Source organism: Glycomyces sp. NPDC048151, assembly GCF_043202775.1.
Taxonomy (GTDB): domain Bacteria; phylum Actinomycetota; class Actinomycetes; order Mycobacteriales; family Micromonosporaceae; genus Glycomyces.
The window spans coordinates 216,581-233,408 of sequence record NZ_JBIDBB010000001.1 but is presented as its reverse complement, the minus strand read 5'-3'; the positions used below and the strand labels follow the sequence as shown (position 1 = coordinate 233,408).

Genomic DNA, 16,828 nt, shown 5'->3' with positions numbered 1-16,828 from the left:
CTTTCTCCTAGGGGGACTTCAGATACCGGTGACGCGGCGGACGGCCTCGGCGACGATCCGCGGGTCGTGGGGCTCGGTGTCGAGGGCGCGGTGGATGGTCAGGCCCTCGATGAGCGCGTCGACCATCCGGGCGGTGGCGGGGTCGAAATGGCGTTCCAGGGCCGCGCGGGACCGGGCCATCCAGGCGTTGGTGAGCGCGCGGAAGGCGGGCTTGCGGGCCGCGAGGGTGTAGAGCTCGTGGGTGAGCACGAGGTCGCGCGGGGAGTCGAAGACGGTCTCGGTGATGATCGCGACGACCGCCGCCGCGGCCTCCTCGCGGTCGGCGGCGGCGGCCATGTGCCGCTCGAACTCGTCGCTGACCGAGGTCCCGAAGCGCGTGAACGCCTCCTGGAGCAGCTCGTCCATCCCGTTGAAGTGGTAGGTCATCGAGCCGAGCGGCACGCCCGCGGCGGCCGCGACCCTGCGGTGGGAGGTGCCGTCGACGCCCGCTTCGGCGATCACGTCGAGGCAGGCGTCGATGATGCGGTCGCGCCTGCCCGGGTCGGGGCGGCGGGGCTCAGCCACGTTCGGGCTCGAGGGTGCGGATCACCTTGGCGGGGTTGCCGACCGCGACGACGTTCGCGGGCAGGTCGCGCGTGACGACCGCGCCCGCGCCCACGACCGTGTTGTCACCGATCCGGACACCGGGGCAGACGATGACACCGCCGCCGAGCCACACGTTGTCGCCGATCGTGATCGGCTTGGCCGCTTCGAGCTTGTCGCGCCGCGGCCCGGGCTCGAGCGGGTGGGTGGGCGTCAAGAGCTGCACGTTCGGGCCGAACTGGCAGTCCTCGCCGATCGTGATCGCCGCGACGTCGAGCGCGACGAGCCCGAAGTTCGCGAACGACCGCGCCCCGATGCGCAGGTTCGAGCCGTAGTCGACGTACAGCGGCGGCCGGATGTACGCGTCCTCGCCGAGCTCCCCGAGCAGTTCGGCGAGGTGCCCGCGGGCGGTCGCGTAGTCCTCGGTGAACGCGGCCCGGTACCGCTCGGAGAGGACCGCCGCGCGCTGCATCAGGGCCTCGAGCTCGGGGTCGTCCGCCAGGTAGAAGTCCCCGGCCAGCATCCGCTCCCGCATGGTGCGGTCGTCGCCCGCGAAGTAGTCCTCGGCAATCATGTGTACGACCGTACACCTCCGGGGTACGGCCGTACACCGGCGTTCAGGACTCGGCTTCGGCGAGGGCCGCGAGTTGGCCGGTCACGGTGCCCCAGCCTTCGGCAAAGCCGAGCTTCTCGTGGAGGTCGCGGGCGGCGGGGTCGCCGTGGCGGACGAGGACCCGGTAGTCGGTGCCGTCCGGGTGCTCGCCGAACGTGATCTCGGCGGTCATCGCGACCGGCTGCGGACTCGAAGGGCGCCAAGCGCTGTCGAGGCCGTTGGTGAAGACGATGCGCTCGCGCTCGTCGGCGATGAGGAAGCACGCGTCCAGATGCGGGACGAAAGTCGCGCCGTCCTCGCTCATGCGGGTCACGAGCGCGCCGCCGGGGCGCGGCTCGAGGCGGTCGACGCGGCAGGCCATCGGCGCCGGGATCCACCACTGCGCGAAGCGGACCGGGTCGGTCCAGGCCCGCCAGACGCGGTCGCGCGGGGCGCGGATGACGCGCTGCAGCGCGAGGTCGAGTTCGGGATTCATTGCTCCTCCTCGGTGACCAGGCGTTCGAGCCTGTCGGTGCGGTCGTCCCAGATCCGGCGCTGCTCGGCGAGCCAGCCGTCGACGAGGTCGAGGCGTTCGCGCCGGAGCGCGCAGGTGCGCACCCTGCCGGACTTGGAAGTGCGGATGAGGCCGTTCGCCTCCAGGGTCCGCACGTGCTTCATGAACGAGGGCAGGGTGATCGGGAACGCGCGGGCGAGGTCGCCGACGCTCTGGGGGCCGCGCCCGAGGCGTCGCACGACCTCGCGCCTGGTGGGGTCGGCGAGGGCGACGAAGAGCCCGTCGAGCTCCTCCGAATACTGTGCCATAAGGCTAAGTATGCGCTCGAAGAATAGTTAGCGCAAGGGCTTAGTGTTCTCCGATCCGCTCACAGCGAAACGACCTGGTCCCGGGGCCTCCGGCGGCCTTACGATGAGGCATGGCCGACACTGCTGCACCCAAGCCTGACGGCGAGCCGCTCTGGCGCGACGCCCTCGGCGAATGCCTCCGCGACCTCCGCCACGACCGCGGCGAGAAGCTCACCGACACCGCCGGGCGGGCCGGGATCTCACCGCAGTACCTCTCCGAGATCGAACGCGGCATGAAGGACCCGTCGAGCGAGATGATCGCCGCCGTCGCCGGGGCCCTGGAACTCACGCTCACCGACTTGACGGTCGCCGTCGCCGAGCGGCTCTCGGTGCAGTTCACGGCATCCGTGACCGCCTACGTCCACCGCTCGGCGTACGCGCTGGCCGCCTAGCGCTCCTCCATGACCTGGTCGATGAGGCCGTAGTCCTTCGCCGCCTGGGCGGTGAAGACGCGGTCCCGGTCGGTGTCGGCGCGCAGCGTCTCGGGCGTCTGGCCGGTGTGCCGGGACAGGATCGCCTCGATGTCGGAGCGCACGCGCACGATCTCGTCCGCCGCGAGGATGAGGTCCGGGATCGCCCCGCGCCCCTGGGCGGCGGGCTGGTGGAGCACGACGCGCGCGTGCGGCAGCGCCGCCCGCATGCCTTCGGCCCCGGCGGCGAGGAGCACCGCGCCGACCGCGACGGCCTGGCCGACGCACGTGGTCGCGACCTTGGCCTTGATGTACCGGATCGTGTCGTAGACGCCGAGCATCGCGCTCGGGTCGCCGCCCTCGCAGTTGATGAAGAGGTTGATCGTGCGGTCGGGGTTCTCGGCGTCGAGGTGCAGCAGCTGCGCGACGAGCGCGTTCGCGACCCCGGCGTCGATGCCCGTGCCCAGGTAGATGATGCGTTCGCTGAGCAGGTACGAGTAGACGTCCATGATCCGCTCGCCGCGCTCGTTCTTGGTGATCACGTTCGGGATCGAGTAGGTGCTCATGAGGTGGCCCCTCCCTGGAGGCTCAGGCCGATGCTGCGGCGCGCGTGCGGTGCGATCTCGTCGAAGGACGACACGATCGCGTCGATGAAGCCGTAGTCGAGGGCTTCGGCGGCGGTGTACCAGCGGTCGTGGAGGGAGTCCTCGAAGATCTTCTCCAGCGGCTGGCCGGTGTCCTCGCTGATGAGGCCGAGGACGGTGTCGCGCGTGTGGCGCAGGTCGTTGGCCTGCAGTTCGATGTCGACGGCGACGCCGCCGATGCCCGCCGAGCCCTGGTGCATGAGGACGCGCGCGTGCGGCAGGGCGCGGCGCTTGCCCTTCGTGCCGGAGGACAGCAGGAACTGCCCTGCGCTGCAGGCCAACCCGAGCGCGAGCGTGGACACGTCGCAGGGGATGAGCCGCATGACGTCGCGGATCGCGAGCATCGAGGGGACCGATCCGCCCGGGGAGTGGATCCACAGTGCGATGTCGGCGGCGGGGTTCTCGGTGGCGAGGGACAGCATCTGCGTGGCGAGCAGGGTCCCGTTGTCGTCGTCCAGCGCGCCGTCGAGGACGAGCACGCGCTGCTGGAACAGCTCGCGCCTGGCCCGGTCGTCGAACAGCGGCGGTTTCCCGTTTTCACTCATGACTCCACGATGGCCGGGCGCGCCGCCGGGCCGCCACCGTTTCAGCCTGGGGCGGATCCGCTCTGAGCAGCGCGGCGGAAATCCCCCGGGCCGGGCCCTCGGCTGCTTAGGCTCCCGGCATGACCAGATGGATACGACACCAGCGCGCGTGCGCCGCCGCGGCGGCCGCGTTCGCCCTGCTCGGGGCCGCGGCGTGCGGCGACTCCGACGGCGGATCGGACGGCGGCCCGTACGGGGCCGACCCGACTTCGGCGTCCGAGTCGCCTTCGGAGTCGCCGACGGCCGCGGCCGACGCCTCGCTCGGGACGGCGACCGACGACGACCACGGCGAGTTCCTCGTCGACAGCGACGGTTTCGCGCTGTACCTGTTCACGACGGACACGCCGAACACCCCGACCTGCTACGACTCGTGCGCGACGGCGTGGCCGCCGATGATCGCGGGCGGCGACGTGGGCGCGAACGGCGCGGTCGACGCCGCGCTCATCGGCACCGTGGAGCGCACCGACGGCACCATGCAGGTCACCTACAACGGCTGGCCGCTGTACTACTACGCGCAGGACGACGAGCCGGGCGAGACGGAAGGCCAAGGCGTGCAGAACGTCTGGTACCTGGTGGGCCCGAACGGCGACGCGAACACCACTGACACCTAGGCCGGGCTGCCGTCCGGTCGGCGCCAGCGGTAGCGGCGCTCCGGGCGGCCCCGTCCCGCGTACTTCAGCGCGACTTCGGCGCGGCCGGTCTCGGCGAGCTGCTCGAGGTAACGGCGGGCGCTGACGCGGGAGACGCCGATCCGCTCGGCGCATTCGGCGGCCGAGAGCGAGTCGGGGGTCTCGCGCAGGGCGCCTTCCACGAGTTTCGCGGTCTCGTTGCTGAACCCCTTGGGCAGCAGGTTGATCGGGCCGGTGGCCGGGCGGTCGAAGGCGCGGTCGACGTCGGCCTGGTCGCGGACGGCGGCGGCCGCGAGCCCGGCGCGGCGGTTCGCGTACTGCTCCAGGCGTTCGGCGAAGTCCTCGTAGCCGAAGGGTTTCAGCAGGTAGGAGACGACGCCGAGCCGCACGGCGGCGCGGACGGCCTCGGCCTCGCGGGCCGCCGAGATGACCATGACGTCGCATTCGTGGCCTTCGGCGCGCATGCGCGGCAGGAGGTCGAGCCCGAACACGTCGGGCAGGTACAGGTCGAGGAGCACCAGGTCGGGCCGGTGCTCGGCGAGGGCCGCGAGGGTCTCCTCGCCGGTGCGGGCGCATGCGACGACGCGGAACCCCGGGGTGCGTTCGACGAAGCCGCGGTGGATGTTGACCAGCCGGAAGTCGTCGTCGACGACCAGCACATCGATCATGTCGGTTCCTTCACGGCGGGATGGTGGAGCAGCGGGAGGACCGCGGTGAAGCGGGCGCCCCGCTCGGTGTGCTCCAGGGCCACGGAGCCGCCGTGATGCTCGCACACGAGCCTGGTGAGCGCAAGTCCGATGCCGTGCTCGCCCGCGGCGGCCTTCGTCGTGTACCCGTGCTCGAAGACCTCCCCGGCGGTCTCGGGCGGGACGCCCGGGCCGGAGTCCTCGACGGTGATCCGAACGGCCCCTTCGACTCCGTTAAAGGGCTCAGTGAAGATGAGCACCGACACCCACGCGTCGGTGTCGGAGCGGCGCGGCAGGGGCGCGTCGCGGACGTGCCCGGCGGCGGCCTCGACGGCGTTGTCGACGAGGTTGCCCAGGACGGTGCCGACGTCGGCGGAGTCCTCGGCCGCGAGCGGCGCGAGGGCGCTCCCGTCGGCCATGTCGAGGCGGACGCGCCGCTCGGAGGCCTGCGCGGACTTCGCCATGAGGAGCGCCGCGATCGCCTTGTCGCGGATCGGCTCGGCGATGTGCAGGTCGAGGGACTGCCGGTGCCGGTTGAGCGCGTCGATGTAGCTGACGACCTCGTCGTGCTCGCCGATCTGGATGAGCCCGGAGATCGTGTGGAGCTTGTTGTCGAACTCGTGCGCCTGGGCGCGCAGGGCCTCGGCGGTCGACCGGAACGAGCCGAGGTCGCGTTCGAGCTGCGCGAGCTCGGTGCGGTCGCGGAGGGTGGCGACCGAGCCGAGCGGGCGGCCGTCCTTGGCGACGGGCATGCGGTTGACGACGAGGACGCGGTTGCCCTGCAGGACGACCTGGTCGGCGCCTTCGGCCGCGCCCGCGAGGACGTCCCGCAGCCGCGCGGAGAGGTCGAGCTCGCCCAGCGTGCGGCCCACGGCCGTGTCGGGGAGGTCGAGGAGGCGGCGGGCCACGTCGTTGACGAGGGTGACGCGGTGCTGCGGGTCGAGGGCGACGACGCCTTCGGCGATGCCGTAGAGCATCGCCTCGCGGTGCTCGGCGAGCCCGGCGATCTCGCGCGGCTCCATCCCGAACGTCTGGCGCTTGATGCGCCGCGCGAGCAGCCACGACCCGGCGACGCCGAGCGTGGAGGCGATCCCGAGGTAGAGCAGCAGGTCGGGGCTGTCCCCGGCGAGCATCGCGCCCGCCGAGGGCACTTCTTGGCCGACGACGGCGACGCCGAGCTGCACGATCGTGTCGTCGCCTTCGCCGTCGGCCTCACCGTCCGCCGGGCCGAGCACGGGCGCCTGCCCGACGAGCTCGGTGCGGCCGCCCAGTTCGATCTCCCCGCGCCAGCCGCGCCCGTCGAGGACGCCCGCGCCGAGCGGCAGTTCGGTGCCGATGAGCAGCGGGTTCGTGGAGGCGACGACCTCGCCTCGGGCGTCGGCGATCGTCACCGAGGAGACCTGCCAGCGCTCCAGGCTCGACTGGATCTCGGGCGCGAGCGTCTCCCTCGGCAGCGGCGCGGGCAGGCGGCCGCGCACCAGGTCGGAGGAGGCGAGGCTCTCGGCGAGCTGCGTGACGCGGCGGCCCTCCTCGATGGTGAACACCGCCTGCGACTGGGCGAGCGAGACGCCCGCGACGGCGGCGAGCACGAGGAGGACCACCGTCAGCTGGAACGCGAGGAGCTGTCCGGCGAGGGTCGGGCGGCGTGGAAGGAGGCGAAATCGCAGGCTGAACACAATGAACTCAATGATCGTTACGGACACAAGGCTGACGCCGGGGCCGCGTCGGGGTGACCATCGTCTCTCACAGCACCCTCGAAATGAAAGAGCAACGACGATGAAATTTCCCCGGAGGGCCCTCCTCAGCGCCGCGGCGGCCGTCCCCCTCGCCGCCACGGCCACGGCCTGCGGTCTGACCGCCGAAGACGGCGGCGGCGACGGCGGGCCGCTCACCGGTCTGCGGATCATGGTGCCCAACAGCCCCGGCGGCGGCTACGACACGACCGCCCGCTCGATCGCCCGCATCATGGAGGACGAGTCGATCGCGAAGGCGATCGAGGTGTTCAACCTGGAAGGCGCGGGCGGCACGGTCGGCCTGCAGCGGGTCGTCAGCGAAGAGGCGAACGGCAAGCTCGCCATGCAGATGGGCCTGGGCGTCGTGGGCGCCTCCTACACGCAGAACTCCGAGGCGAAGCTGACGGCGACCACGCCGCTCGCGAAGCTCGTCGAGGAGTCCGGGGCGATCGTCGTGCCCGCCGCGTCCCCGTTCCAGACGGTCCAGGACCTGGTCACGGCCTGGCAGGGCGACCTCAAGGGCGTCACCGTCGGCGGCGGCTCCTCCCCCGGCGGCCCCGACCACCTGCTGCCGATGCAGCTGGCGAAGGCCGTCGGGATCGACCCGACCGAGGTCAACTACGTGTCCTACGACGGCGGCGGGGAGCTCCTGCCCGCGCTGCTGGGCGAGAAGATCGCGTTCGGCGCGAGCGGCGTGGGCGAGTTCATCGACCAGATCGAGGCCGGTCAGCTGCGGGTCCTCGCGGTGTCGGGCGCCGACCGGGTCGACGTCGTCCCCGACGCCCCCACGTTCATCGAGTCCGGCATCGACCTGGAGTTCACGAACTGGCGCGGCTGGGTGGCCCCGCCCGGGATCGAGGACGCCGACCGGAAGGCGTGGATCGACGCGCTGACGGCGATGCACGACTCCGCCGCGTGGCAGGAGGAGCTGGAGAAGCAGGGCTGGACCGACGCGTTCATCACCGGCGACGAGTTCGGCGACTTCCTCACCGAGCAGGACGCCACCGTGGCCGCGACGCTCCAGGAACTGGGCCTGGCATGACCGTCGAGACCGAAGCGGCGGTCGAGGAGGTCGCGGCCCCGAAACGGGACCTGGCGCAGCTGTGGGTGTGCGGGTTCCTGACGGTGCTCGGCGTCCTCGTGATCGTCGACGCCTCCCGCCTCGGCGGGTTCTCCGCGTCGAACGACCCGATCGGCCCCAAGCCGGTGCCGATCATCCTCGGCGTGCTGCTCATCGTCGTCGCCGCCTTTTATGCGCTCGACGCGCTGCGCGGCGGCCACGGCGAGGACGAGGGCAAGCACGCGGGCGACAGGTACGACTGGAAGACCGTCGGCCTGCTGTGCGCGGTGTTCATCGCGAACGCGCTGCTCATCGACTGGCTCGGCTGGGTCATCTCCGGTTCGCTCCTGTTCTGGGGCGCGGCGATCGTGCTCGGCTCGCGCCGGTACTTCCTGACGCTCGCGGCGGCGGTCGTGCTCGGCCTGGCCACGTTCTACGGGTTCGCGATCGGCCTGGGCCTCGGCCTGCCGGCCGGCGTGCTCCAGGGAATCCTGTAGGGGGGCCGGGATGGACAACCTCAATGCGCTTATCGACGGCTTCGGGGCGATCCTGACGCCGCAGAACCTGCTCATCGCGCTCATCGGCGTCACGATCGGCACGGCCGTCTCCATGCTCCCGGGCATGGGCACGGCGATGGCGATCGCGCTGCTGCTGCCGATCACGTACGGCATGGAGCCGACCCAGGCGTTCATCATGTTCGGCGGGATCTTCTACGGCGGCATGTACGGCGGCTCGACGACGGCGATCCTGCTGAACACGCCGGGGCAGTCGTCCTCGGTGGTCACCGTGCTCGAGGGCTTCAAGATGGCGAAGAACGGGCGCGGCGGGCAGGCCCTCGCGACCGCCGCCATCGGCTCGTTCGTGGCCGGGACGATCGCGACGATCGCGCTCGTGTTCGTCACCCCGATCACCGTCGAGTTCGCGATCGGCCTCGGCGCGCCCGAGTACTTCGCGATCATGATGCTGGCGCTCATCGCGACGGCTTCGGTGCTCGGGTCCTCGCGCATCCGCGGCTTCGCGTCGCTCCTGGTCGGCCTGGTCATCGGCACCATCGGGATCGACGCGGTGACCGGCCAGCAGCGCCTCACCTACGGCGTCCCGGAGCTGGCGAACGGCATCGACGTGGTCGTGCTCGCGGTGGGCGCGTTCGCGGTCGGCGAAGCGCTGTGGACGGCCGCGCGCCGCCGCAACGGGAACGACGAGATCGTGCCCGTCGGCCGGGTGTGGATGGGCAAGAGCGACTGGAAGCGCTCGTGGGGGCCGTGGCTGCGCGGCTCCGCGCTGGGCTTCCCGTTCGGCGCGGTCCCCGCGGGCGGCGCCGAGGTGCCGACGTTCCTGTCCTATGTGACCGAACGGCGGCTCTCGAAGCACAAGGAGGAGTTCGGGAACGGCGCGATCGAGGGCGTCGCGGGCCCGGAGGCGGCGAACAACGCCTCGGCGGCCGGGACGCTCGTGCCGATGCTCGCGCTCGGCCTGCCGTGCAACGCGACGGCGGCGGTCATGCTGGCGGCGTTCCAGACGTACGGCATCCAGCCGGGCCCGCTCCTGTTCGAGAAGGAGTCGGCGCTGGTGTGGACGCTCATCGCCGGGCTCTTCGTGGGCAACGCGATGCTGCTGGTGCTGAACATGCCGCTCATCCCGATGTGGGTGAAGCTGCTGCGCATCCCCAAGCCGTACCTGTTCGCGGGCATTCTGTTCTTCGCGTCGATGGGCGCGTACGCGACCAGCGGCCAGGCGTTCGAGCTGTACGTCCTGCTCGCGCTGGGCCTGCTCGGGTTCGGCATGCGGCGCTTCGGGATCCCGATGCTGCCGATGATCGTGGGCGTGATCCTCGGCCCGATGGCCGAGCGGCAGGCGCGCATGGCGCTCCAGCTCTCCGGCGGCGACCTGTCCGGCCTCATCGGCGGGCCGGTGTCGTGGACGGTGTACGGGATCGTGGCCGTGATCGCGCTGTGGCCCTTGGTGTCGCTGCTCCGCCGCCGGGCCGCGCGGGACCGCGAGGCCGTCACTGCTTGATCGCCAGAGGGGGAGGTGCGGGCCGGGGGCTTCCGGCCCGCACCTCGTTTCGCTACTTCAGGACGGCCTTCTGCAGCATCTCGGCCGGGCCGGTCGTGAAGCGGCGCAGCCACAGGCTCGAGCCGACGAGCAGGACGGCGCTGATGCCGGACCAGAGCGCGAGGACCAGCCACGGGCTGTGGTCGAACCGCGCGGCGAGGCCGAGGCCCCAGCCGTAGCAGAGCGCCGAGGCGAGCACGTTCTGCAGGATGTACCCGCTGAGGGCGGTGCGGCCGAGGCTCTCGAAGGCGCCCATGACGGTCCCGCGCCGCACCTTCTCCACGATGAACCCGACCAGGCCGATGTAGCCGAGCATGACCACGGGCGCGGCGACGTACCGCTCCAGGAAGAACAGCCCGTCGGGCCCGGCCATGACCGCGATGTTGAGCGGGACGCCGATGCCCAGGCCCCACACCAGGAGGCGGCGGCGGATGCGGCTGCCGGTCTGGTCGCCGCCGAAGGCCCCGGCGCGGAAGAGCTTGACGCCCAGCATGAACAGGAACACCAGGAGCGGGAAGGTGACGACCGGTTCGATGCGGAACGCGAGGGCGTTGTCGATCCGGAACTGCACCTGCTCCCACCAGGTCCCGGAGGCGTAGAGCGCCTCGACCTCGGGGTCGGACTGCTGCTCCAGGCCGGGCCCGGCAGTCAACGCGGCGGTGATGAGCCCCATGATCACCAGGTGCAGGCCGAGCGCGGTCCACATGACCGCGCTCTGTGCCCGTTGCGAGCGCCGGAGCATCCAGGCGACGAGGATCGCCGTGACGGCGTAGCCCATGAGCACGTCCCACGCAAAGACGAGGACGAAGTGGACGGTGCCTTCGGCGAAGAGGAACAGGGCCCGCCAGTGGTAGCGGCCCGGCCAGCGGTTCCCGCGCTTCTCGGCCGACCGGAACTGGATGGCGAGGCCCACGCCGAAGAGGACGGTGAGCATCGACAGGAACTTGCCGTTGGTGAGCAGCTCGAAGAGCGCGCCGACGAACGAGTCGTCGGTGGTCGCCCCGGAGGAGCTGAGCAGCGGCCCCGCCTCCCCCGCGGGTGAGGCGAAGATCCAGATGTTCGTGCCGAGCGTGCCGAGGATCGCGACGCCGCGCAGGACGTCGAGCAGCGGCATGCGCTTCGAAGCGGGCTTGGTCTCGGCGGTCTGGACCGCCGCGGTAGAGGTGTGCATGTATCCAGGTTCGCGTGCGGCGGGCCCGAAAGAATCCTTCCGCAGCATGGACTTTCACCCGCCGTGGGGGCGACCGGAGAGGGAACCCCGGCCGCCCCGAAAGTGGGAGGCTCAGGCCGCCACTGCGACTTTGGTGGCAGGCGCGGCGCGCTTTCCGCGCTTGGGCTTCCGGTCGAGCCACCACTGGGCGATCATCAGGTTGACGATCCAGCTCGTCCAGATCGAGGCGACGGCCGCGTCCTCGATGAGCGCGTCCATGTCGCCGCCGTAGTAGCCGTCGAGGAACGGCATGAGCCCGAACAGGAAGACCACCAGCCACACCCGGTTGACCACAATCGACGTGCACAGGGCGAAGCTGCGGATCATCCAGCGCCGGTGCTCCTGGAAGCGCCGCCGCCGGGCCGCGACGAGACCGGCGAAGGTGCAGAGGAACCACAGCGAGGCGCCGATGAGATTGCCGATCTTCCCGGGCGGGCCGATCACCGACATGACGGCGACGATCATCGCGAAGACGCCCGAGGGCACGACGCCCGCGAACACGTAGAGGCGGCCGGAGATGCGGTGGACCTTCGGGTGGTGCTGGCGCAGCCACGGCCAGACCTGGAGTGAGCAGGTGATGATCGCGATGGAGCCGAACAGGATGTGCCCGGTGAGCATCAGGTAGTGCGTCTCGGGGAAGGCCTCCTGGAGTTCGACGAGCGAATCGCCGGTGTCGAACGTGAGGTAGCTCGGCAGCCTGGCGGCCACGAACAGGCCCACGATCACGAACAGCGGGACGATCCACGGGCGGCGGTACCACTTCGGTTTCGCCTGCGCGGGAGGGGTTTCGGGTGCGGGTGCGAGGAGGGTCGGCTCGGCCATGGGGGTGGTCTCCGATCTGGGTTTCCGATCGATGCGTATGCGATACGCTAATTAGCGTACTACATACGCAAGCCTGAGGCGTGCCGGCTTTCGGCGGCGCGACGTAGGCTCCGGTGCACGGGACGCGAGCGGAAGGAACGCACCAGTGGGGAAGACCGACTACGACCTGCTCTGGGGCGAGGCGACCCGGCCCGGACGCGGACGCCCCGCCGGGCTCAGCCGCGAGCGCATCGTCGCCGAGGCCGTCGCCATCGCCGACGCCGAAGGCCTGCAGAAGGTCTCGATGAAGCACCTCGCCGAACGCCTCGGCAGCGGCGTCATGTCCCTGTACCGCCACGTCCCCGGCAAGGACGAGCTCGTCATCCTCATGTACGACTCCCTCATGACAGGGCCGCTCGTCCTCCCCGAAGCCGACAACTGGCGGGACCTCCTGCGCCACTGGGGATTCGGCGTACGCGAGCTCTTCACCACCCACCCGTGGGCGCTCGCCGTCGCGACCTCCGAGCGGTCCATGGGCCCGGGCGAGGCCGGCTGGGTCGACGCCGTCATCGGCCGCCTCACCGCCGTCGGCCTCCCCGCCGGACTGGGGCTCATCAGCGTGCTCACCGTCGACTGCTTCATCCTCGGCGCGGTCCGCCCCGAGATCGACAACGCGACCGACGAGGACACCGAGTACTTCAAGTTCCTGGCCGACCCGGCTATGCGCGAGCGCTACCCCAACCTCGCCCGCCTCGCCGACCCCGCCGCCACCCCCGCGAGCGAGATGGCCGACCACTTCGCGTTCGGGCTCGAACGGATCCTCGACGGCCTCGAACGCCACTTCGAATCGCAGCGCTGACCCCGCCGTCCGCGACTTCCCCGCTGTTCGGGCGTGTCGGACCGGGCTTCGCCGTCGACTCCCTCAGCATTGCTGGCATGGAACCATCGATCACCAGACGTACCGCTCTGACAGCACTCGCCGCAGGCGCCGCCGCGGCGGCCGACCCCGCGGGGCTCGTCCCGGGACGGACCGCCGAGGCGGCCGGGACCGACGGCTGGGTCCTGGCCGGCGAGCCGGCGACGAGGGAAGGCGACCCGGAGGCCGACCGGCTGATCGAGTCCCTCTACGCCGACAACCAGGTCGAGCAGTTGAACGCGGCGTTCAAGACCTGGACCCGCAACGACCAGCCCGTCCCCGACGGAGCGCCCGCCGAGGCCGCCGAGTTCCTCCAGGCCCACGCCGTGCTCACCGCTGAGGAACAGGCCATCACCGACGGCTTCACCGGCAGCGAGCTCGCGAAGTTCGTGCAGGCCAACATGGAGGCGCTCAGCGTCGCCGAGGGCTGCGGCGGCCTCTTCACCGCCCTCGCCGACCCGCTGCTGGCCAAGTCCGTCTACTACGCGAAGTTCGACCTCGTCGCCGACATCGGGCGCCGCTTCTCCCGCACCTTCAACACCCTGTGGGACGGACTCGGCGACGGCAACTGGGCTCCGGAGGGGAACGCCGTCGTCAGCCTCGGCAAGCTCCGGCTCGTCCACGCCGCCGCCCGCCACATGGCACTGCGCCACGGCTGGGACGCCGAGACCGACGGGACGCCGATCAGCCAGCGGCTCAAGACCGAAGAGATCATGTACGTCACGATGTACAACGTGGGGCTCGCCGCGAAGAACGGCGTCGACATGACCCGCACCCAGATCGACGAACTCGCCTCCATGTCGTGGGTGGCCGGGCGGCTGCTCGGCATCGATCCGAAGTACAACCCGCGCACCTACGAGCAGTCCGAGGCGGTCATCGCCGACTCCCGCGCCTACCGCGGCTGGTCCGCCGAAGGCAAAGAGCTGGCGCACAACATGCTCGAGTGGATGGACCGGAAGTTCTTCCCGGGCGCGGGCGCCATCGGCGGGTCGCTCGTCAAGCACTTCGACGAAGAGGTCGCCGACATCCTGGAGATCAAGACGAACCCGGTGACCGACGCCGGGGTGCGGACCCTCGCGCCGCTCATGACCCAGTCCGCGCACCAGGTGCAACTCCAGTACCCGCTGCTCGTCCCGTTGCACGCCAAAATGTTCGACATCGCCTCGAAGATGACCGCGTGGTACGCCGTCGACTTCCGCGACTACGACCTGCAGCTCCCGACCGGCAGGCCCGCGACCGCCTCGGGCACGGCATAGCGAAACGGGGGCCGGTCCTTGTGCGGACCGGCCCCCGGTATTTCAGGAGAGAATAAAGCTTCTATGCGGGCTGCAGCGCGGGCTCGCCCTTGCGGGCGGGCTCGTCCTGGCCACCGAACGCCGACTCGGCGTCGAGCGGGACCGGCTTGGCGTCGTAGACCTCGCGGTCGAGGATCTTCTCCGACTTCGCCACGATCACCGGCACCACCATCTGCCCGGTCACGTTCGTGGCCGTGCGGATCATGTCCATGATCGGGTCGATCGCCAGCAGCAGGCCGACGCCCTCCAGCGGCAGGCCCAGCGTCGACAGCGTCAGAGTCAGCATCACGGTCGCGCCGGTCAGGCCCGCCGTCGCGGCCGAGCCGATCACCGAGACGAACGCGATGAGCAGGTAGTCCTGGATGCCCAGCGGCACGTCGTACACCTGCGCCACGAAGATCGCGGCGATCGCCGGGTAGATCGCGGCGCAACCGTCCATCTTCGTCGTCGCGCCGAACGGCGACGCGAACGCCGCGTAGTCGCGCGAGACGCCCAGGCGCTCGGTCACGATCCGCTGCGCCAGCGGCAGCGTGCCGACCGACGAGCGCGACACGAACGCGAACTGCACCGCGGGCCACGCCTTGCGGTAGAACTGCACCGGCGAGACCTTCGCGACCAGGCGCAGCAGCACCGGGTAGACCACGAGCATCACGATGAGCGCGCCCACGTAGATGTCGATGCTGAACACCGCGAGCGGCTCCAGCAGGTCCCAGCCGTACGCGAACACCGAGTTGCCGATGAGCGCCGCGGTGCCGATGGGCGCCAGGCGGATCACCCACCACAGGGCCTTCTGGATCAGAGCCAGCGCGGAGGCGTTGAACTTCAGGAACGGCTCGGCCTTGTCGCCGAGCTTCGCGGCGGCCGCGCCGACCACGATCGCGAGGAACACGATCTGGAGGACGTTGACGTTCACGAACGCGTCGACGACGTTCGTGGGGATGATCCCGGTGAGGAAGTCCGTCCACGAGCCGGTGGTCTCCGGTGCGGCGGCCGCGCTGGTGAGGGTCACGCCCTCGCCGGGGTTGGTGGTGAGGCCGATCGCGAGGCCGATGGCGACGGCGATGGCCGAGGTGAGCGCGAACCAGCCGAGGGTCTTGGCGACCAGGCGGCCGGCGTTCGCGAGGTTGCGCAGGTTCGCGATCGAGGCGACGATCGCGGTGAACACGAGGAACGGGACGATCAGGAACAGCAGCTGTACGAACAGCGTGCCGATCGTCTCGAGGGTGGTGCCGAGCCAGGCCACGGACCATTCGCGGGCGACGTACCCGAGGACGAGGCCGAGCGCGAGGCCGATCAGGAGCTGCCAGGCGAAGGAGATCTTGAAGCGCTTGCGCTGCTTCGTGTCGTTTGCTGCCGCGGTTGCGGACATGGGGAACCTCTTTTTCGAGGACAGCACGCGGCGGGCACCGCCGTGCTGCGGGAATTACCAGGGAAACGCTGGGGTGGGCTCAAGGCCAGCGGAGAAGAAGGGAGTCATCGGCGAGCCCGCCGGTGAAGAGGTTCGTGCTAACGACAGAGCACGGTCGACACGCGGCAGAAGTCGAGGTGACGCCTGCGTGTCAGGTGCTGGTTCGTGATCGTGTAGCGCATCGCCAGCCAACGGTAGCGGTTCTCGCATATCGGGCGCAAGGGTCCGTGAGGGACCGCATACGCGGCCGCGCGTGGGAATAAAGCCCCGACCTGCGACTAGATTCGGGGAGTGCCCGAGAATCCGCGTCCGCCGCTGCGCTCCATGCTTCGCGGCGTCTCCGTGCCCGCCCTGCTCGCGGTGTCGGCGGGCGGCGCGATCGGGGCGGTCGCGAGATACGGCCTCAACGTGGCCTTCCCCTTCCATCCTGGCGAGTTCGACGTAGCGACGTTCATCGCGAACACGGTGGGCGGCCTGCTCATCGGCATCCTCATGGTCACCATCACCGAGGTCGCGCCGGGCCTGAACCGGATCCGGCCGTTCGTCGGCGTGGGGATCCTCGGCGGCTTCACCACATTCTCGGCGTACATCGTCGACATCGGCCAGGCGGCGAACGCCGGGGCCACCGCGCTCGCTGTGGTGTTCGCGTTCGCCACGATGGCGGCGGCGCTGTTCGCGGCGGCTTTCGGGATGTACGCGACGCGGCGGCTGCTGGTGCGGGGCCGCTCATGACCCTGCTCCTCGTCGCCGTGGGAGCGGCGGTCGGCGCTCCGGCGCGATTCCTCACCGACCTCGTGGTCGCGCACTACGCGGGCCGGTATCTGCCGTGGGGCACGTTGGTAGTGAACGTGTTCGGCTCAGGCCTCGCGGTGTTCCTGGTGGTCGCGATCGCCGATCCGACGTGGTCGGCACTGCTCGTGACAGGCTTCTGCGGGGCGCTCACCACATACTCGACGCTCTCCTACGAAACACTCCGCCTCGTCGAGGACGGCCGCTGGCACCACGCCCTCTGGAACGTGGCCGCAAACCTCGCAGGCGGCCTGGGCGCCGGCCTACTCGGCTTCGCCCTCGCCCGCCTCGTGACCGGCTGACCGTCGCACCGCACCAGCGGCTTCGCCTTCACCCACCTCCCCATTAGCCGACCACCGAAAACTCCTCGCAAAGTTATCCACAGGCTGGCTCGCAGAGTTATCCACAGGCAGAAAAATAGTTCTTGGCAGGCGTTGCCGGACATGTGATTGTTGATAGATAAAAAACGGTCGTTCCGCCGGTGGTGGTGGAAGTGCGGAGCGGAGACCTGGTCCTGGCAGGACTGGCGGCGATGTGGGAACCCCGGGGGCCGCCCCCGAAGACCGCGCGGGA

General features: G+C 70.5%; 20 protein-coding genes. 9 read left to right on the top strand and 11 right to left on the bottom strand.

From position 1 onward, the window contains the following. Positions 1–18: 18 nt before the first annotated feature. Genes ACGGCP_RS01120 through ACGGCP_RS01105 form a run of 4 tightly spaced genes read right to left on the bottom strand, consistent with a single transcriptional unit; the run spans position 19 to position 1,996 of the window. Positions 19–564 carry a TetR/AcrR family transcriptional regulator gene (locus ACGGCP_RS01120; protein ID WP_392959312.1) on the bottom strand — a complete coding sequence of 182 codons (546 nt, stop codon included), beginning with the start codon at positions 562–564 and terminating at the stop codon, positions 19–21. After that, positions 557–1,153 (bottom strand): sugar O-acetyltransferase, encoded by a 597-nt coding sequence (locus tag ACGGCP_RS01115; RefSeq protein WP_392960411.1) that lies wholly within the window; start codon positions 1,151–1,153, stop codon positions 557–559. Before ACGGCP_RS01115 ends, ACGGCP_RS01120 begins: the two co-directional genes overlap by 8 nt. Positions 1,154–1,199: 46 nt before the next feature. After that, positions 1,200–1,670 (bottom strand): SRPBCC domain-containing protein, encoded by a 471-nt coding sequence (locus ACGGCP_RS01110; protein ID WP_392959309.1) that lies wholly within the window; start codon positions 1,668–1,670, stop codon positions 1,200–1,202. Beyond that, positions 1,667–1,996, bottom strand: a complete 330-nt coding sequence (locus tag ACGGCP_RS01105; protein WP_392959307.1) for an ArsR/SmtB family transcription factor — start codon at positions 1,994–1,996, stop codon at positions 1,667–1,669. Before ACGGCP_RS01105 ends, ACGGCP_RS01110 begins: the two co-directional genes overlap by 4 nt. A gap of 110 nt (positions 1,997–2,106) precedes the next feature. On the opposite strand from ACGGCP_RS01105, the gene ACGGCP_RS01100 reads away from it, so the two are divergent. Further along, positions 2,107–2,427, top strand: coding sequence for a helix-turn-helix domain-containing protein (locus ACGGCP_RS01100; RefSeq protein ID WP_392959305.1), 321 nt, complete (start codon positions 2,107–2,109; stop codon positions 2,425–2,427). Here ACGGCP_RS01100 and ACGGCP_RS01095 read toward each other — a convergent pair. Continuing rightward, entirely contained in the window at positions 2,424–3,011 is a 588-nt protein-coding gene (locus ACGGCP_RS01095; protein ID WP_392959302.1) for a ClpP family protease, read from the bottom strand. The two genes, ACGGCP_RS01100 and ACGGCP_RS01095, sit on opposite strands and share 4 nt — an antisense overlap. Then, on the bottom strand, positions 3,008–3,634 hold the full coding sequence (locus ACGGCP_RS01090) for a ClpP family protease (RefSeq protein ID WP_392959299.1): 627 nt from the start codon (positions 3,632–3,634) through the stop codon (positions 3,008–3,010). Before ACGGCP_RS01090 ends, ACGGCP_RS01095 begins: the two co-directional genes overlap by 4 nt. 119 nt (positions 3,635–3,753) lie before the next feature. On the opposite strand from ACGGCP_RS01090, the gene ACGGCP_RS01085 reads away from it, so the two are divergent. Next, the gene (locus ACGGCP_RS01085) at positions 3,754–4,284 is read left to right on the top strand and encodes a hypothetical protein (protein WP_392959297.1); all 531 of its coding nucleotides are present in this window, start codon (positions 3,754–3,756) and stop codon (positions 4,282–4,284) included. Here ACGGCP_RS01085 and ACGGCP_RS01080 read toward each other — a convergent pair. Then, a complete protein-coding gene (locus tag ACGGCP_RS01080) occupies positions 4,281–4,970 on the bottom strand; it encodes a response regulator (RefSeq protein WP_392959294.1) in 690 nt (229 codons plus the stop codon). The two genes, ACGGCP_RS01085 and ACGGCP_RS01080, sit on opposite strands and share 4 nt — an antisense overlap. Next, on the bottom strand, positions 4,967–6,664 hold the full coding sequence (locus ACGGCP_RS01075) for an ATP-binding protein (RefSeq protein WP_392959292.1): 1,698 nt from the start codon (positions 6,662–6,664) through the stop codon (positions 4,967–4,969). Before ACGGCP_RS01075 ends, ACGGCP_RS01080 begins: the two co-directional genes overlap by 4 nt. 100 nt (positions 6,665–6,764) lie before the next feature. Between ACGGCP_RS01075 and ACGGCP_RS01070 the strand changes: the two genes are divergently transcribed. From ACGGCP_RS01070 to ACGGCP_RS01060, 3 genes are read left to right on the top strand one after another with little or no spacing between them, the layout of a single operon-like run. Beyond that, complete coding sequence (locus tag ACGGCP_RS01070) at positions 6,765–7,763, top strand: Bug family tripartite tricarboxylate transporter substrate binding protein (protein ID WP_392959290.1); 999 nt, start codon at positions 6,765–6,767, stop codon at positions 7,761–7,763. Then, positions 7,760–8,278, top strand: a complete 519-nt coding sequence (locus ACGGCP_RS01065) for a tripartite tricarboxylate transporter TctB family protein (protein WP_392959287.1) — start codon at positions 7,760–7,762, stop codon at positions 8,276–8,278. The genes ACGGCP_RS01070 and ACGGCP_RS01065 overlap by 4 nt, the downstream gene beginning before the upstream one ends. A gap of 10 nt (positions 8,279–8,288) precedes the next feature. After that, positions 8,289–9,797 (top strand): tripartite tricarboxylate transporter permease, encoded by a 1,509-nt coding sequence (locus tag ACGGCP_RS01060; protein WP_392959284.1) that lies wholly within the window; start codon positions 8,289–8,291, stop codon positions 9,795–9,797. Positions 9,798–9,849: 52 nt separating this feature from the next. Here the strand turns inward: ACGGCP_RS01060 and ACGGCP_RS01055 are convergent, their stop codons facing one another. Beyond that, positions 9,850–11,007: a DUF418 domain-containing protein gene (locus ACGGCP_RS01055; protein ID WP_392959282.1), complete on the bottom strand. Its 1,158-nt coding sequence runs from the start codon at positions 11,005–11,007 to the stop codon at positions 9,850–9,852. 111 nt (positions 11,008–11,118) lie between these two features. Then, positions 11,119–11,868, bottom strand: a complete 750-nt coding sequence (locus ACGGCP_RS01050; protein WP_392959279.1) for a DUF2306 domain-containing protein — start codon at positions 11,866–11,868, stop codon at positions 11,119–11,121. A 145-nt stretch (positions 11,869–12,013) separates the two neighbouring features. On the opposite strand from ACGGCP_RS01050, the gene ACGGCP_RS01045 reads away from it, so the two are divergent. Together ACGGCP_RS01045 and ACGGCP_RS01040 are read left to right on the top strand one after the other, a co-directional pair. After that, positions 12,014–12,706, top strand: coding sequence for a TetR/AcrR family transcriptional regulator (locus ACGGCP_RS01045; protein WP_392959277.1), 693 nt, complete (start codon positions 12,014–12,016; stop codon positions 12,704–12,706). Between the two features lie 77 nt (positions 12,707–12,783). Then, positions 12,784–14,019 carry an oxygenase MpaB family protein gene (locus ACGGCP_RS01040; RefSeq protein WP_392959274.1) on the top strand — a complete coding sequence of 412 codons (1,236 nt, stop codon included), beginning with the start codon at positions 12,784–12,786 and terminating at the stop codon, positions 14,017–14,019. 61 nt (positions 14,020–14,080) lie between these two features. Here the strand turns inward: ACGGCP_RS01040 and ACGGCP_RS01035 are convergent, their stop codons facing one another. Then, a complete protein-coding gene (locus ACGGCP_RS01035) occupies positions 14,081–15,427 on the bottom strand; it encodes a dicarboxylate/amino acid:cation symporter (RefSeq protein WP_392959271.1) in 1,347 nt (448 codons plus the stop codon). A 330-nt stretch (positions 15,428–15,757) separates the two neighbouring features. Here ACGGCP_RS01035 and ACGGCP_RS01030 point away from each other — a divergent pair, with 330 nt between their 5' ends. Both ACGGCP_RS01030 and crcB read left to right on the top strand, forming a co-directional pair. Continuing rightward, a complete protein-coding gene (locus tag ACGGCP_RS01030; protein ID WP_392959268.1) occupies positions 15,758–16,198 on the top strand; it encodes a fluoride efflux transporter FluC in 441 nt (146 codons plus the stop codon). After that, complete coding sequence (gene crcB, locus ACGGCP_RS01025; protein WP_392959265.1) at positions 16,195–16,557, top strand: fluoride efflux transporter CrcB; 363 nt, start codon at positions 16,195–16,197, stop codon at positions 16,555–16,557. Before ACGGCP_RS01030 ends, crcB begins: the two co-directional genes overlap by 4 nt. The last annotated feature ends 271 nt before the right edge of the window (positions 16,558–16,828 follow it).